Annotated in this window: 15 protein-coding genes; 7 read left to right on the forward strand and 8 right to left on the reverse strand. The window is 62.7% G+C overall.

Features of this window, described 5'->3' with window-relative positions; genetic code table 11:
* Positions 1 to 26: 26 nt before the first annotated feature.
* Positions 27 to 605 carry an HAD family hydrolase gene (locus tag AC13EY_RS13180; protein WP_228245903.1) on the reverse strand — a complete coding sequence of 193 codons (579 nt, stop codon included), beginning with the start codon at positions 603 to 605 and terminating at the stop codon, positions 27 to 29.
* Between the two features lies 1 nt (position 606).
* On the reverse strand, positions 607 to 1,470 hold the full coding sequence (gene tesB / locus AC13EY_RS13185; protein WP_228245902.1) for an acyl-CoA thioesterase II: 864 nt from the start codon (positions 1,468 to 1,470) through the stop codon (positions 607 to 609).
* A gap of 208 nt (positions 1,471 to 1,678) precedes the next feature.
* On the opposite strand from tesB, the gene AC13EY_RS13190 reads away from it, so the two are divergent.
* Genes AC13EY_RS13190 through AC13EY_RS13200 form a run of 3 tightly spaced genes read left to right on the forward strand, consistent with a single transcriptional unit; the run spans position 1,679 to position 4,208 of the window.
* On the forward strand, positions 1,679 to 2,599 hold the full coding sequence (locus tag AC13EY_RS13190) for a histone deacetylase family protein (protein WP_228245901.1): 921 nt from the start codon (positions 1,679 to 1,681) through the stop codon (positions 2,597 to 2,599).
* Between the two features lie 29 nt (positions 2,600 to 2,628).
* On the forward strand, positions 2,629 to 3,882 hold the full coding sequence (locus AC13EY_RS13195) for a TIGR03862 family flavoprotein (RefSeq protein WP_482877332.1): 1,254 nt from the start codon (positions 2,629 to 2,631) through the stop codon (positions 3,880 to 3,882).
* Positions 3,879 to 4,208, forward strand: a complete 330-nt coding sequence (locus AC13EY_RS13200; protein ID WP_482877334.1) for a YnfA family protein — start codon at positions 3,879 to 3,881, stop codon at positions 4,206 to 4,208. The genes AC13EY_RS13195 and AC13EY_RS13200 overlap by 4 nt, the downstream gene beginning before the upstream one ends.
* Here the strand turns inward: AC13EY_RS13200 and AC13EY_RS13205 are convergent.
* The 4 genes from AC13EY_RS13205 to dinG all read right to left on the reverse strand — a co-directional run bounded on the left by AC13EY_RS13205 (position 4,205) and on the right by dinG (position 9,266).
* Positions 4,205 to 5,026: an SDR family oxidoreductase gene (locus AC13EY_RS13205; RefSeq protein ID WP_482877336.1), complete on the reverse strand. Its 822-nt coding sequence runs from the start codon at positions 5,024 to 5,026 to the stop codon at positions 4,205 to 4,207. The two genes, AC13EY_RS13200 and AC13EY_RS13205, sit on opposite strands and share 4 nt — an antisense overlap.
* A gap of 82 nt (positions 5,027 to 5,108) precedes the next feature.
* Complete coding sequence (pdxH, locus tag AC13EY_RS13210) at positions 5,109 to 5,750, reverse strand: pyridoxamine 5'-phosphate oxidase (protein WP_285676720.1); 642 nt, start codon at positions 5,748 to 5,750, stop codon at positions 5,109 to 5,111.
* Between the two features lie 103 nt (positions 5,751 to 5,853).
* On the reverse strand, positions 5,854 to 7,026 hold the full coding sequence (locus tag AC13EY_RS13215; RefSeq protein WP_464382871.1) for a serine hydrolase domain-containing protein: 1,173 nt from the start codon (positions 7,024 to 7,026) through the stop codon (positions 5,854 to 5,856).
* A gap of 104 nt (positions 7,027 to 7,130) precedes the next feature.
* Positions 7,131 to 9,266, reverse strand: a complete 2,136-nt coding sequence (dinG, locus tag AC13EY_RS13220; protein WP_464382870.1) for an ATP-dependent DNA helicase DinG — start codon at positions 9,264 to 9,266, stop codon at positions 7,131 to 7,133.
* Between the two features lie 124 nt (positions 9,267 to 9,390).
* Here dinG and AC13EY_RS13225 point away from each other — a divergent pair, with 124 nt between their 5' ends.
* Entirely contained in the window at positions 9,391 to 9,876 is a 486-nt protein-coding gene (locus tag AC13EY_RS13225) for a DUF6231 family protein (protein WP_228245892.1), read from the forward strand.
* A 4-nt stretch (positions 9,877 to 9,880) separates the two neighbouring features.
* A complete protein-coding gene (locus tag AC13EY_RS13230) occupies positions 9,881 to 10,360 on the forward strand; it encodes a YchJ family protein (protein WP_338212873.1) in 480 nt (159 codons plus the stop codon).
* 37 nt (positions 10,361 to 10,397) lie between these two features.
* Here the strand turns inward: AC13EY_RS13230 and AC13EY_RS13235 are convergent, their stop codons facing one another.
* Both AC13EY_RS13235 and AC13EY_RS13240 read right to left on the reverse strand, forming a co-directional pair.
* Positions 10,398 to 12,434 carry a type VI secretion system Vgr family protein gene (locus AC13EY_RS13235; RefSeq protein ID WP_482877339.1) on the reverse strand — a complete coding sequence of 679 codons (2,037 nt, stop codon included), beginning with the start codon at positions 12,432 to 12,434 and terminating at the stop codon, positions 10,398 to 10,400.
* 195 nt (positions 12,435 to 12,629) lie between these two features.
* Positions 12,630 to 13,193, reverse strand: coding sequence for a P-loop NTPase family protein (locus AC13EY_RS13240; protein WP_335598781.1), 564 nt, complete (start codon positions 13,191 to 13,193; stop codon positions 12,630 to 12,632).
* 96 nt (positions 13,194 to 13,289) lie between these two features.
* Here AC13EY_RS13240 and AC13EY_RS13245 point away from each other — a divergent pair, with 96 nt between their 5' ends.
* Together AC13EY_RS13245 and AC13EY_RS13250 are read left to right on the forward strand one after the other, a co-directional pair.
* Positions 13,290 to 13,760: an LEA/WHy family protein gene (locus AC13EY_RS13245; protein WP_482877341.1), complete on the forward strand. Its 471-nt coding sequence runs from the start codon at positions 13,290 to 13,292 to the stop codon at positions 13,758 to 13,760.
* A 5-nt stretch (positions 13,761 to 13,765) separates the two neighbouring features.
* Positions 13,766 to 14,206 carry a DUF2489 domain-containing protein gene (locus AC13EY_RS13250; RefSeq protein WP_228245887.1) on the forward strand — a complete coding sequence of 147 codons (441 nt, stop codon included), beginning with the start codon at positions 13,766 to 13,768 and terminating at the stop codon, positions 14,204 to 14,206.
* Positions 14,207 to 14,239 lie beyond the last annotated feature (33 nt).

Raw genomic sequence — 14,239 nt, forward strand, 5'->3', positions numbered from 1 at the left:
CCCTGCAGGCCAGTCACGGGCCCGACCTAGAGTCGGGCCAACAACGTGGCGCAATCCGGCACGTGCCAATCGGCCAGCTCCGGCCAGGGATTGTCAGGCAGGATCAGACAGGTATGACTGCCCGCTGCCCGCCCGGCCTCGAGGTCAAAGCGAAAGTCTCCGACCATTACCGCCTCCCGCGCCGACAGCTGCCAGCGATCCAGCAGGCGGTGAATACCATCTGGTGAGGGTTTGGGTTCAGCCTCTTCGCGCCCCAGCACATCTTCTGCGGCAAAGCAGTCGAGAATACCAAGACAGCGCAGCGTCGAACGGGCGACCGATTGCAGGTTGCGGGTCAGAATACCCAATCGACGCCCCCCTTCGTGCAATTGACGCACCAGGGCGACCGCGCCGGGCGCCGCTTCAACCTGCTCGGCCAGACGCAGCTCGATGGCATCAAGCTGCGCTTTCATGGCGAGGTATTCGGCCGCCGGCAAGCCCGACATGAACGTCAGTATGTCGGCCTCTGCCGGCACCCCCAGTTCGCGTCGGATTGCCGGAAAATCGTGCTGAGCAACCGTCAGCGTCCCGTCCAGATCGAATACCCAACCGCGCAGATGCTGCATATCAGCGCTGCACCCGGCGCATCAATGACTCCTGCGTCACCGAGGCAACCAGCTCACCGGCCCGATTGAAGATCTGACCACGCGACAGGCCGCGGGAGCCGCTGGCCGACGGGCTGTCCATGGCGTACAACAGCCAGTCATCCATGCGCAGCGGACGGTGATACCACAGCGAGTGGTCAAGACTGGCTACCTGCATGTCGGGCGACCAGCTGGAGATGGCGTGCGGCTGCATCGCCGTACCCAACAGATGAAAGTCCGAGGCATAGGCCAGCAGATAGCGGTGCACCTGGGGATCATCCGGCAGGGTACCGTCGGCGCGATACCACATGTAGCGCACCGGCTCACCGGCCACAGGCTCGAACGGATTGAACTCGCCAACCGGACGAATTTCAATTGGCTTGCCGCACAACACCTTGTCGCGGACCTTTTCGTGAATCAGATGCTGATAGCGGCGGGTCCATTCGGTCTCGTTGGGCAGGTCTTCCGGGCCGGGAACCTCAGGCATCGCCGCCTGGTGTTCAAAGCCTTCAACATCGCCCTGAAACGAGCTGATCATGGTAAAAATCGGCTTGCCCTTTTGAATCGCCTGAACCCGGCGGGTAGTAAAGCTGCCGCCGTCGCGCAGCGGATCAACCTGATAGACGATCGGCAGATCAGCGTCGCCCGGACGCAAAAAGTAGCCATGCACCGAATGCACATGGCGGTCAGGATCAACCGTCTGACTGGCCGCCGACAACGACTGACCCAGAACCTGCCCACCGAACAGCTGCTTGAAACCGAGATCCTGACTGCGGCCACGGAACAGGTTTTCCTCGATTTTCTCCAGTGCCAGCAGGTCTACCAGATCATCCAGCAATTCGCTCATAGCGGGTCCTCACATATTGCCCCTCCGCTAACGGACGGGTACGTCTTGACTGTAATGGCGGCCGGTTCGCCGCGGAAATGGCCGCCAGTTTAACCCGGATTGTCTCGCAGTAGCAGACTGCAGCGCACCCTGCATCAGCCCCGAGACTTGTTGAGTACCAGCGCAATGCGCATACTCGATGCGCCATACACTGCCGCGAGGAGTCGTCGTGGATCTGCCCCTGGTCTACCATCCCGACTACAGCTTCCCTTTCCCCGCGCCCCACCGGTTCCCGATGGACAAGTTCGTGCGTCTGCACGACCATCTTCGAACCAGTGGGTTGCTGCACGACGGCAATCTGCACAGTCCCGAACGCTGCAGCCGCGAGTTGCTGGCACTGGCCCACGACCCGGACTACGTCAACCGCTTCCATGACAACGCGCTAGATGCGACTGCCCTGCGCCGCATGGGCCTGCCGTGGAGCGAGGCACTGGTTGCGCGCACCACCCGCGCGGTCGGCGGCTCGCTGCTGACGGCCGAGCTGGCGCTGCGACACGGCCTGGCCTGCCATCTGGCAGGCGGCACTCACCACGCCCACCGGGATTTTGCCTCCGGCTTCTGCATCTTCAATGACCTGGCGATCATCAGTCTGTCACTGCTGGCCAGCGGACGGGTAGAGCGGGTGCTGATCATCGACTGCGATGTCCATCAGGGCGACGGCACTGCAACCATCCTTGCAGACGTTGACGCCGCGATTACGGTATCACTGCACTGCGAGAACAACTTTCCGGCGCGCAAGGCGACCAGTGATTGGGATATCCCCCTGCCACGCGGGCTGGATGACCGGGGCTACCTGCATACCCTGCAGCAGACGCTGGACTATCTGCTGCCCCTCTATCAACCGGATCTGGTGCTCTATGACGCCGGCGTTGACGTCCACCAGTCTGATGCACTCGGCTATCTGCAACTGACCGACCTGGGGATTGCCGCCCGCGACCGGCTGGTGATCGACAGCTGTCTTGGGCGCGACATCCCTGTCTGCGCCGTCATCGGCGGCGGTTACGACAACGACCGCGACGCCCTCGCCCGACGCCACGGCATCCTGCACCACAGTGCCGCGCAGATTTGGCAGCAGCGCGGATTGGGCTAAACTGCGCGCCCCGCTTTCAGGATCGCACCATGACCGACACCGCCAACACCGACACCCGCTCCATAGCCATTATCGGTGGCGGCCCGGCCGGCTTGATGGCGGCGGAGGTCTTGTCAGCGGCAGGTCTGCAGGTCGACCTGTACGACGCCATGCCCTCGGTCGGGCGCAAGTTTCTGCTGGCTGGCGTTGGCGGCATGAATATCACCCACTCGGAGGCGGCAGCCCCCTTCCTCTCGCGCTACCGAGAGGCCTCACCCTGGGTCGGCGAGTGGCTGGACGCGTTCGATGCGCAGGCGCTGCGCGACTGGATTCACGGCCTGGGCATCGACACCTTCGTCGGCAGCTCCGGACGCGTTTTCCCAACTGACATGAAAGCCGCGCCCTTGCTGCGCGCATGGCTCAAACGCCTGCGCGAACAGGGCGTCCGTTTGCACACCCGGCATCGCTGGCTAGGCTGGGATGACAGCGCAGCGCTGCGCTTCAACACCCCGGACGGTGAAATCAAAGCAAGGGCAGCGGCAACACTGCTGGCGCTGGGCGGCGGCAGCTGGGCGCGCCTCGGTTCAGACGGCAGTTGGGCGCCCCTGCTCAGTGCACGCGGCGTTGATGTACGCTCACTGCGCCCCAGCAACTGCGGTTTTATCAGCGCATGGAGCCCGTTTCTCAGCGAACGCTTCGCGGGGCAGCCACTCAAGCAGGTCATCGCCAGCACCCAAAGCCCCGGGGGCGAGACCATCAGCCGCCGCGGGGAGGCCATCCTCACCCACGACGGCATGGAAGGCAGCCTGATCTATGCCTTGTCCGCCGCGCTGCGCGAACAACTGGAAGCCAGGGGCCACGCTCAACTAAGCCTGGATCTTGCGCCGGATCACACCCGGGCCCAGCTGCAGCAGACCCTCAGCCAGCCACGCAAGGGCCAAAGCCTGAGCAACCTGCTGCGCAAGAAGGCGGGGCTGGACAGCGTCAAGGTGGCGCTGCTGCATGAATGCCTGAGCAAAGACGCGATTGCCGACGCAGACAAGCTTGCCGCCGGCATCAAGGCCCTGCCCATTACCCTGACCGCGACCCGCCCGCTGGATGAAGCCATCAGCAGCGCCGGCGGCGTCTGCCGAAGTGCACTGAATGACCACCTGATGCTCAAGGCGCTGCCGGGCATTTTCTGCGCCGGCGAGATGCTCGACTGGGAAGCCCCCACCGGCGGCTATCTGCTGACTGCCTGCTTTGCCAGCGGGCGACGCGCAGCAGAGGGCGTGATTGACTGGCTGCGGGTGACGTCTCGATGAGCGAACTAAAGACACTCGGGCTATTTCTACTGACTGCCCTCGCCGAGATAGTCGGCTGCTACCTGCCTTATCTGTGGCTGAGAGAAGGAAGATCGATCTGGCTGCTGGTGCCGGCAACGCTCAGTCTCGCTGCCTTCGCATGGCTGCTGTCGTTGCACCCTACCGCAGCGGGCAGGGTGTATGCCGCCTACGGCGGGGTCTATATCGCAGTCGCCATTCTCTGGTTGTGGTGGGTCGATGGCATCCGTCCGAGTAGCTGGGATATGCTCGGCTCAGCCATTGCACTGATCGGCATGGCCATCATCATGTTCGCGCCGAGACCCTAGTCTCGCGCCGGCTTGATTCCAGACAGCCTCGGCACCATCCAGCGCTCGAACAACCGCGGAAAAAAGCGCGCAAACAGCCGCGCCTGCCAGTCCACATTGGACAGAATCAACTGTCGCTTGCGCCGACAGGCGCCCTGATAGATCGCCTCGGCCACATCCGCTGGCGCGGCGACCTTGAACGGCAGGGCGGTATTGGCCTGGGCGACAGAGCCGTCACCAACCAGCGCGTTCTTGCGGATATCGGTGGCGGTGAACCCGGGTGAAACCAGCATGACGTTGACGCCCTGCTCGCGCACTTCCATGCGCAGGGTTTCAAACAGGCCATGCAGCGCATGCTTGCTGGCGTTATAGGCACTGCGGTTGAGCAACGGGGCGAAGCTGGACAGCGAGCTGAGAACGATCACCTGACCGCGGCGCTCAAGCAGGCTGGGCAGGGCATGCCGGGTACAGTTGACGGCTCCGAAGTAGTTCACCGCCATGATCCGCTGGAACACCGACAAGTCGGTATCGGCAAAGGCGCTGCGGTGGGTGATGCCGGCATTGTTGATCAGCAGGTCAATCCCCCCGAAACGCTCGACGACCTGGGCCATCGCCTCGGCGCAGGCCTGGTCGTCGGATACGTCGCAATTGATCGCCAATACATCGGCATTGAGTTTGTCATGCAGTTGCTGGCGGAAGGCGACCAGCGACTCGTCCTGCACATCGAGAATGGCCAGATGGGCTCCGGCCTGCGCGAAGCGCAAGGCCAGTGCCCGACCGATTCCGGCACAGCCGCCGGTAATCACTACAACCTTCTGCTGAAACACCCCTCTGCCCATGTCGCCTCCTGCTGTCGCGGTTGTCTGTCAGCGTAAAGCCGAAGCGCGGCAGCAGCAAGCAACGGGACCGAGAATGAGCGAATCAGGGCGCCAGTCGCTCCCTCACCCAGTTGCCCTCGGCCAGGCGATAGCAAAGCCGGTCATGCAGACGGCTGGGACGCCCCTGCCAGAACTCGATCAGGGTGGGCACCAGTCGGTAACCGCCCCAGTGCGGAGGACGCGGCGCAGCGGCATCAGCGTATTGCTCCTGCACAGCACCAAGGCGGTCTTCCAGCACCTCGCGCCCCGCAATCACCTGACTCTGCGGCGACGCCCAGGCGCCCAGACGGCTGCCCTCAGGGCGACTGTGGAAGTAGGCGTCCGACTCCTCGGCGCTGGTCTGCTCGACCTGACCTTCGATGCGCACCTGACGTTCAAGATCGTGCCACCAGAAGGTCATCGCGGCAGCCGGCTGACCCGACAGCTGCTGCCCCTTGGCGCTCTGGTAATTGGTAAAGAACACAAAGCCGCGCTCATCAAAGCCCTTGAGCAACAGGGTGCGCAGGTGCGGCTGACCTTCAGCGTCGACCGTAGCCAGCATCATGGCGTTGGCTTCGGTGCTTTCCACTTCAACCGCCTGCGCAAACCACTCACCAAACAGGGCAAGGGGCTCGGCAGGCGCCTGGGCTTCGGTCAGTCCGTCACGGGTATAGTCGCGACGCAGATCGGCAATACTGGGTTTCATCAGATCGATTTCCGGCAACAGTGAATGGTGACGACAGCAACGTATCCTATCCTAGCAGTCGGCCGGCGCCGCACATTGATACAGCGCAGGCTTTGCGCAGAGGTCAGTCGATCGACTGCAGACAGCGATACACCGCCTGGCTGAGCGCGACCGCACGCGGGTCCATCAGCACATAGGGCCCCATGGTATTGGTGACGTAGCCGAAGCCGACTTTGGCGTCCGGATCACAGAAGCCCAGAGAACCGCCTGCACCGGGGTGGCCGAAGGCGTTCTTGCCCATGCCGAAGCTGCCGCCAGGCCCTTCGTGCTCCAGCATCACACCCAGACCAAAGCGGGTCTGACACAGCAGCGTGCGGTCGTCACCGGCACTATGTTCCTGCTGCATCTGCTTGACCAGCTCGGCATCCAGCAGGCTGACGCCATCGAGCTGACCGTCGTGCGCCAGCAGTTGCCAGAAACGCGCCAGCGAGCGGGCGTTGCCGGTGCCGTTGGCCGACAGAATATCGGCTTGCTGCCACTCACGGCGGTTGGTGCTGGTCATCATGCTCGAAGGGTTGCCAAAGGCTTTGGCCGTCATGCTGTCGGGTTGCCCCATGGCCGCGAACAGGCGGCGTGCCCCATCGTCACCATACTGATTACGCAAACGCGATACCGAGGCGATGCGCTCCAGGTCCTGATCCGGCACCCCAATGAAGAAATCCATGCCCAGCGGCTGACAGATACTGCCGGCAATCGCCTGGCCGGGACGCAGGCCAGTCAGACGGCGCAGCGGCTCGCCCAGCAACCAGGCGTAGGTGACCGGCGCATAGCCGTGCTGTTCACCCGGCGTCCACCAAGGCTGCTGCGCGGCCAGCGCGGCGCTCATGGTGTCCCACTCGAACAGAGCTTCGGGCGGCAAGGTCTCGCTGACAGCCGACAGGCCGGAACGATGACTGAGGATCTGGCGCAGGGTGACTGACGCCTTGCCGGCCTGGGCAAACTCGGGCCAGACCGCCGCCAGCGGTGCGTCAAGCTCCAGCTTGCCAGCGGCCACCTGCTGCAGCAAAGCGACCGCACCGAGCGGCTTGGTGCAGGAGAACACGTTGACCAGAGTGTCCTGCTCCCAGACTGCCTGATTGTCCTTGTCACGCACGCCCTGCCAGAGATCCAGCACGGTTTCGCCGCCAACGGTGACGCATAGCGCGGCGCCACGGGCCTGCTCGTCCTGCTGCTGTTCGGCGAACAGCTCGCGTACCGACTCGAAACGGGGATCAAAGTAGCCCTGAATAGTGCTCATCATGCGGTCCTTGTTGTCTTGTTTTGCCCATTAAAGCGAAGCTGCCGACGCATGGCAGCCATCATCAGTTGCCCTGTCGATAGCCCATCGCTCAGGCTGATGACTCAATCGATCTCGCGACGGAACGGCGGCAGCGCATTGAGAATCGCCTTGCCATAGCGCTGGGTCACCAGCCGGCGGTCCAGCACGGTGACGGTACCGCTGTCGCTCTCGGTGCGCAGCAAACGACCGCAGGCCTGAATCAGCCGCAAGCTGGCGTCCGGCACGGCGATTTCCATAAACGGATTGCCGCCGTTCTTTTCGATCCACTCGGCCAGCGCGGCTTCAACCGGATCGTCCGGTACGGCAAAGGGAATCTTCGCTATCACCACGTGTTCGCAATACTTGCCCGGCAAATCGACTCCTTCGGCAAAACTCGCCAGACCGAAGATCACGCTCTGCTTGCCGTCATCGACCTGCTTGCGATGCTGGCGGATCAGCTCCTGCTTGGACAGATCGCCCTGCACCAGCACCCGCTGACGAAACTCGGCGGGCACCCCGGCAAACACCTCCAGCATCTGCTTGCGCGAAGAGAACAGCACCAAGCTGCCGCGCTCATCGGCCAGAATCTCCGGCAGGTGCTCAATGATCGCAGCCGTATGGGCGACGCTGTCGCGCGGGTCGGCTCCATAATTGGGCACACGCAACAGCCCGGCCTCACCATGCTTGAACGGGCTGGGGGCCAGCGCGCAGACCGCGCTGCGCGGCAAACCGGCGCGGTGACTGAAGCGGTCGAACTTGCCCAGCGCGGTCAGCGTTGCCGAGGTGGCCAGCGCCGCGAAGGCTGGATTCCAGAGGTACTGACGCAGGGTGTCAGCGGCCAGAATGGGGCTTACGTGGACTTCGATGTCGCCGCCTTCGGTCAGGGTCAGCCAGCGCGCGGTCGGCGGCTTGCCCTCCGGGTCCTGCAGGCAGAACTGGGTCCACAGCGTCCAATTGGCCTCGGCTCGCGCCTGCAGCGCGCCAAACAGCGGGTACCACTCCTCGGCCTGAGACTCGGAGACGCCGATGGTCGCTTCGCCATCCATCGCCTCCTTGAGCATATCGACGATGCGCTGTAACTGGTCGCTCAAGCGGCCAAAGCCGGCCTTCAGCTCCATGCCCATCTCGCACAGCTCGTCAGGCACTTCACCATTCTCGAAGCGGTATTGCGGGCGGATGTTGCCGCCCAGATCCTCAGCACTGGCAAAGTCGGCGACGCCGCCCAGTGCCTGCTGCATGAACTGCTGATGCGGTTTCAGATCACGGGCGGTAGTCGGCACCTGCTCCAGCACGCGGCCCAGATCGCCGGGCAGCGGATGCTGCGCGAGCAGCTTGCTGAGGTTCTTGTCGATCTGGTCGAGCCACTCGGCGGTCGCATGCAAGCGAGTATGGTGGGCGAAATGGCCAATCGCCTTGTCCGGCAGGTGGTGCGCCTCATCGAATACATAGAGGCAGTCACGCGGGTCGGGCAGAATCGCGCCGCCACCCAGCGCCAGATCCGCCAGCACCAGGTCGTGATTGGTGACGATGACATCGACCTTCTGCACGCCCTCGCGGGCCTTGTAGAACACGCATTGCTGAAAGTGCCCGCAGCGGCGGTTACTGCACTGGATATGGTCGGTGGTCAGCCGCGACCAGTCCTGATCCTCCAGCGCCTCGGGCCAGGAGTCGCGCTCACCGTCCCATTTGTTGCCACCGAGCGCCTCGACCATGCGAGTGTAGAGTTTGAGTCCGGCCTCATCCACGTCAATGCGGAAGCCGTCATCGGCAAAGATCTGCTGCTGATCAGCCATCGACTGGTTTTCGCGCAGCAGGTTGTCGAGCTTGGCCAGGCAGACATAGCGGCCGCGCCCCTTGGCCAGCGAGAAGCCAAACTTGAGACCGGAGTTGCGCAGAATATCCGGCAAGTCCTTGAGAACGATCTGCTCCTGCAGCGCCACGGTTGCCGTGGAAATCACCAGCGGTTTGCCCAGATGGCGGGCAATCGGAATCGCCGCCAGGCAATAGGCTACGGTCTTGCCGGTACCGGTACCCGCCTCAATCACCGCGACCGCCGGATCACCATCACGATGCCCCTCCTCGTCCAGCGCAACATTGCCGAAGACCTTGGCGACCTCGGCAATCATCACGCGCTGGCCGTAGCGCGGCTTCAGCGACTTGTTTTCCAGAAAGGTGCGATAGGCCGTCTGGATCTGGCCTTTGAGTTCATCGTTCAGCATGCGGGCTCCGGATCAGCCGGCGATCATACCATTCAACGCCGCCGAGCTGGACCGCCGGTGCTTGCATCAACACCGGCCAGCACCTACCCTGCTGCGCTGAATCCGTTCACAGTCGAGTCTTCCGATGAGCGCCACGCCAACGTCATCCCTGCTGGGCATCCTCCAGCACTATCGCCCCGCGAGCCTGCTCTGCGTCAGCCGCAGCGAGATCCCGGCCGTAAAGGCCTGGTTGCAGGAACACCCGGATTGTCGGGTCAGCAGCACAGATGACGTCCCGCTGAGCGACGACCTGCGCAATCAACGCTACGACCTGGCCATTGTCGCCGATCAGCTCGAGCACCTCGACAAACGCACCGCTACCGAACTGCTCGCCGGCCTGCGCAACCTCTCTGCCAGCCGGATTGCGGTGCTGGTCGACATGGAACGCACCGACGACTGGCAGGAGAACGACTTCTACGCCCTCGCCCTGCAGCGTCACGCGCGTTTCAGCCAGGATGGCCAGAGCCTGACGCTCTATGCCTACGATCTGGCCGAGTACAAGAGCGTACCGGACTGGTTGAACTCCAAGTACTGGGCCAACCCGGAGATGTTCGACAAATACTGGTGGTAACGCGATGACTCCAACCCTCACCGCCGCTGCGCCCTGCCCCTGCGGCAGCGGTCAACGTTATGGCGACTGCTGCCAGCCGCTTCATCAGGGCAAGGCTGCCCCGAGCGCCGAGCGCCTGATGCGCTCACGCTACTGCGCCTACACCCTCGGCCTGATCGATTACCTGGTCGCTACCACCATTCCCGCCCAGCAGGCGCAGCTGGATGTCGAGGCAATGCGCCAATGGAGCGAGCAGAGCCGCTGGCTCGGGCTGACGGTCGAAACAGCCACTGAGCTGCCGGGCGCAACCAGCGCACAGGTGACCTTTGTCGCCCGCTGGCAAGACCCGGACGGCAGCGCCCAGACCCACCGCGAATGCTCCGACTTCCGCCTGACTCAGGGTCGCTGGTACTTCCTTGATCCGAACCATCCGCTCAAGGCAGGACGCAACGAGCCCTGCCCGTGCGGGTCCGGACGCAAGTTCAAGCAGTGCTGCGCGCGGTAAGCCCCACAGCCCACCGAAGCGTCCACTCCCAAGCACTTCAGGCGTCGGAACCAGGCTCCTCACAGATAGCGCACAGTGGCTTTCCAACCATTAGCGCCTGGCGCTGCGCCGGCACCAGTAAACTGCCCGCCTGACTGCGATCGGCGGGCGCTGTATCGCCAGGCAAGCGCGGAGAAGCACCCGTACCCTGCCCCGGCTTGCCACCCGAGTTGATCCGCACCGTCGGGCCGCTGATGGTGACGCCGCTGGGATCGAGCCTGATAAAGCTGCCACCGGCCTTGATGGTCAGCTCCATGCCCGCTTCGATAACAATCTTTCGACCGCTGGCCAGGTGAATTTCCCGCCCGACGTCGGCCAGCAGGGATTGACCGATACGGCAATGTTGATTGCCGGCGATGCTGAGATGATCGCTGGATTTGAGTTCCGTCAGACGGTCGCCGTGGACGGTGCGATGCAGCTCGGCGAGGTGCTCGCTGTAATGATTGGCTGCGGTATGTTCGTGGCGCTCGTTGCCCACATGCAGCCGCTGATCATGTTCAATGCGCTGATCCCAGTCACGCTGGGCGTGGATGTAGACCTGTTCGGCCCCCTTGCGATCTTCAATGCGCAGCTCGTTGTAGCCCTCACCACCCGGTGAGCTGAGCGTTTTGAAAGAGCTGCGCGTCTTGTGCGCGGGCAGCTCGACCGGAGGTACGTGTTCGGCGTGATACAGGCAACCGGTAATCAGCGGCTGATCAGGGTCACCCTCAAGGAAGCTGACCAGCACCTCCATGCCGATGCGCGGAATGGCGATGGCGCCGTAACGATCTCCGGCCCAGCCGGACGCCACACGCAGCCAGCAGCTGGTGTGCTCGTCGGCCTGCGCTTCGCGGTCCCAGTGGAACTGGACCTTGACCCGGCCATGCTGGTCGCAGTGAATCTCTTCACCAGCGGGGCCGGTCACCACCGCGCTCTGGCTGCCGGCGATGCGCGGCTTGGGATGCTCCAGTGGCGGCCGCCAGATCGCCTGCCACGGGGTGGCCACAAAGCGGTTGCGATAGCCTTGAACAAATCCGTCGACGGCGCTTGTGTCACTGCTGATCGACTCTTCCAGCGCCTGCGGCTGCTTGCCATGGTGATGCACTTCCGTGAGCAACCAGAGATCGTTCCAGTCGTCGCGTAGATGCCCTGTCAGCGGCAGAAAGTGCCCACTGCGCAGGTCGGGCCGATCGCCTTCACCGCGCGCCTCCAACTGATGGCTGCGGTGGCGCTCCAATTGAATCTGGCTGAGCTGCCTGCCGCGGCCACGATCGCTGAAGCCACCGGGATAGTCATAATCTTCCAGCGCGGGCTGGGCTGGGGCGCTCTCCAGTCGTGCACCTGTTTCCAGCAGCAGATGCGGCGTTTCAAAGTTGTAGTCCCGACGACTGACCCGGTCGGGCCGAGTGGCAGCAGTCAGACTGAAGCGTTTTACCACTGGCTGGTCGGCGACCATACCGGAGCCCTGGCTGAAGCCGATCGACTCCAGTTGAGGAAAGCTGGTCTGATCATCACCGAACACCAGCACATGACCCTGCCAACTGTGCTCAAAGTGAAAATGCAGCCCCTCTTCCTCACACAAGCGCTGAATAAAGTGCAGATCGGTTTCGTCGTACTGGGTGCAGTAGCGTCGCTCGCCGAGGTCGGCACTAAGACTGAAGCGCCAGGCATCGCTGTGGATGGCATTTTCCCGCAGCACGCAGCTGATGATCTGCTCAACTGACTGATGTTGAAAGATGCGCTGGTTGGTTCGGTATTCAAGGTAACCGAGCTGAGGACTCAGCCTCAGTTGGTAACGGGTCAGCCGGCGGCCAGACTCGCCTTGGGTAAACCGGGTAATAAAGCCGTGCAACCCACCACCGGGGCTGATTTCCAGCCAGGCCGGCAGATGCAGCAGGCTGGCGGGGTCGATATCGGCGCGCTCGCTGACCAGCGTCAGCTCGATGGCATACGGCTGATTAAGCCGCTCCACACCAGTGAACTCAAGCACGCTGAAATCATGCTCGACAGCGTCGATATGCAACGCAAAATGGGCTTCGTTTGCTGGAGAGAACATCCGTGTTCCTTGCTGTGCGATCCATGCCGCGCCGACGACTTTTGCCGACGGCGCTGATGCACAGCTTAAGGACAGAAAAGTGGCAGAGCAGGTGTATAAACCCGGGAAATCGAAGGAGTCGACATTTTGCAAACAAAACAGCGGGCCAAATGCGCCGAAGCCAGGCCGTGAGCAGACCGGCCCGGCAGAGACTCATCAGTCATCAACGAGCTTGAGATGATCCACATTGGGAACCTGCACTGCATCGTCGCGCTTGATCTCGCCCATGTCACTGCCAACCGGCGCCAGGGTCAGTGCCGACAGATCGATAGGCAGCGCCGTATGCGGGTTGTACTCGTCCTGCAGATCGGCACCCAACGGCGCGATACCGAAGTCAGGAGCCTCCACATCACTGAACGCGGCCATGTATTCGTCTCGAGGCACGACGCGCGAGGACCGCTCCGGTTCAGCCTCAACCGGCTGCGACACAGGCTTGGCTGGCTCAGAGGGCGCTGAAGATTCCGAAGCGGACGGAGCTACGGATGTCGGCTCATCCATCGCCACGATGCTGCACTGCGCCCCCGCACGCTCGAGCGCAATGCGGTATTTCTCGGCGGCAACCTGATCAAGCCCCTGTTTGATCACGATGCGACGACCGGAAAACAGCGTATCCAGCTGGGCTCCGGAGACCTGAAACAGCTTGCCTACATTGGCCCGTACCTGCTCAGGCGCGGCGCCTTGTTGCACCTGGCCTTGAAAAACCACCTCGAAACGCGTCATCTTGTCACTCCCTGTACGCAAAACAGGGTTAAAGTATGGTCCAGGCTGCGCAACAACTCCATACACAAAGCAGCCTGCACGGGGAGAGGGGACGCGATGAGAGCGCGGTTACTGGGGATCATGACGCTGATTGGCTGCATGCTGCTGCATGGCTGTGCCGTATTCAGCCCGTCCTACACCAAGCCGGAGGTCAGTCTGGCGAATGTCGAGATGCTCAAGTCCAATCTCTGGGAGCAATCTTTTCGCCTCAAGCTGCGGGTCGACAACCCCAACGACCGGGTACTGCCGATTCGCGGCATGCACTATCAGGTCTATCTCAACAACATGAAACTGGCCACCGGGGTCAGCAACAACCGCTTTGACGTGCCGGCTTACGGCTCCTCCTATTTCGAGCTGGATGTACGCTCCAACCTGTGGCGTCATATCGCCGGCGTGATCAAGCTGGTAGATAAACAGAAACCGGTCGATTACCGTATCGATGGCAACATCCGCACCGGCATGTTGCTGGCGCCCAGCATCAATCTGCACGAGGAAGGGACGCTGGATCCCTCACAACTGAGCTTCTGACACCCATGCAAACTCACTACTGGCTGATTGCCGCCGGCATTCTCATCATTCTGGCGCTGGCGACCTACGCCTGGACCCTATGGCGCAAGGTATGGCAGCAGGACGAAGCCCGTGCCAAGGCACTGGAAGCGCGCAACGACCGGCTAAGCGGCGACATTCGCATCATCGCCCAGAGCCTGCTTGACGGCCAGGTGCCCACTATTGAAGGCGCCATTCGCATCAAGGTGCTGCTGGATAACTATCAGGGGGAGCGCCGCGAGGGGCTGGACGTGGCCGTCTTTGATCTGATCTACGAGCAGACCGCACATATTCCGACCCATCAGGCCTGGAAGGATCTCAGCCGCGCCGAGCGCAAGCTGCATCTGCGCCTGATGGACACGCTGGAACGCGACCATCGCCCTGCCGTCGAAGCAGCGGCACGGGCACTGAGCAAAGGCGTCAACTGACCTGCACGGGGCCCGCCATGCGCCGTGTCAACG

Source organism: Halopseudomonas sp. L-58, assembly GCF_056859475.1.

Coding starts and splice junctions, on each gene's coding strand:
- AC13EY_RS13225 (WP_228245892.1), top strand. CDS start 9,391: ATGAGCGCCACGCCAACGTCATCCCTGCTGGGCATCCTCCAGCACTAT.
- AC13EY_RS13230 (WP_338212873.1), top strand. CDS start 9,881: ATGACTCCAACCCTCACCGCCGCTGCGCCCTGCCCCTGCGGCAGCGGT.
- AC13EY_RS13250 (WP_228245887.1), top strand. CDS start 13,766: ATGCAAACTCACTACTGGCTGATTGCCGCCGGCATTCTCATCATTCTG.
- AC13EY_RS13205 (WP_482877336.1), bottom strand. CDS start 5,026: ATGGGCAGAGGGGTGTTTCAGCAGAAGGTTGTAGTGATTACCGGCGGC.
- AC13EY_RS13245 (WP_482877341.1), top strand. CDS start 13,290: ATGAGAGCGCGGTTACTGGGGATCATGACGCTGATTGGCTGCATGCTG.
- AC13EY_RS13235 (WP_482877339.1), bottom strand. CDS start 12,434: ATGTTCTCTCCAGCAAACGAAGCCCATTTTGCGTTGCATATCGACGCT.
- AC13EY_RS13195 (WP_482877332.1), top strand. CDS start 2,629: ATGACCGACACCGCCAACACCGACACCCGCTCCATAGCCATTATCGGT.
- AC13EY_RS13240 (WP_335598781.1), bottom strand. CDS start 13,193: ATGACGCGTTTCGAGGTGGTTTTTCAAGGCCAGGTGCAACAAGGCGCC.
- tesB (WP_228245902.1), bottom strand. CDS start 1,470: ATGAGCGAATTGCTGGATGATCTGGTAGACCTGCTGGCACTGGAGAAA.
- AC13EY_RS13180 (WP_228245903.1), bottom strand. CDS start 605: ATGCAGCATCTGCGCGGTTGGGTATTCGATCTGGACGGGACGCTGACG.
- AC13EY_RS13200 (WP_482877334.1), top strand. CDS start 3,879: ATGAGCGAACTAAAGACACTCGGGCTATTTCTACTGACTGCCCTCGCC.
- dinG (WP_464382870.1), bottom strand. CDS start 9,266: ATGCTGAACGATGAACTCAAAGGCCAGATCCAGACGGCCTATCGCACC.
- pdxH (WP_285676720.1), bottom strand. CDS start 5,750: ATGAAACCCAGTATTGCCGATCTGCGTCGCGACTATACCCGTGACGGA.
- AC13EY_RS13215 (WP_464382871.1), bottom strand. CDS start 7,026: ATGAGCACTATTCAGGGCTACTTTGATCCCCGTTTCGAGTCGGTACGC.